Origin of the sequence: Psychrobacter sp. TB20-MNA-CIBAN-0197 (assembly GCF_040309765.1) — a bacterium.
In the GTDB taxonomy this organism is placed as follows: Bacteria; Pseudomonadota; Gammaproteobacteria; order Pseudomonadales; family Moraxellaceae; genus Psychrobacter; species Psychrobacter submarinus.
In genome coordinates, this window is record NZ_JBEOPC010001414.1 from 1 (window position 1) to 235 (window position 235).

Sequence of the window (235 nt, forward strand, 5' to 3'; positions counted from 1 at the left end):
GTACCGGGTGCTCGTTTTACGGTCTGTCTATCGAGCGGCGGTGAGACAGGATATAATTTTTCTTTAGCCAGTACCAATCCAGAAGTATTAGAACAGACCGTCCAGCAGATCATTTCAGATATCCGTGCGTTACCGAGTGCTGGATCAGTGACCAGCGACCGCAGTTTGCCGCGTCAGGAGCTGACAGTGACGCCGAACCGATTGGCGATGGCTGATAAAGGGGTGACCACCCAAG

Annotated in this window: 1 protein-coding gene; it reads left to right on the forward strand. The window is 52.8% G+C overall.

From position 1 onward, the window contains the following. Nucleotides 1–235 (forward strand): hypothetical protein (locus AAEY83_RS18615; protein WP_351061676.1); only part of this gene is annotated, 235 nt, incomplete at both ends.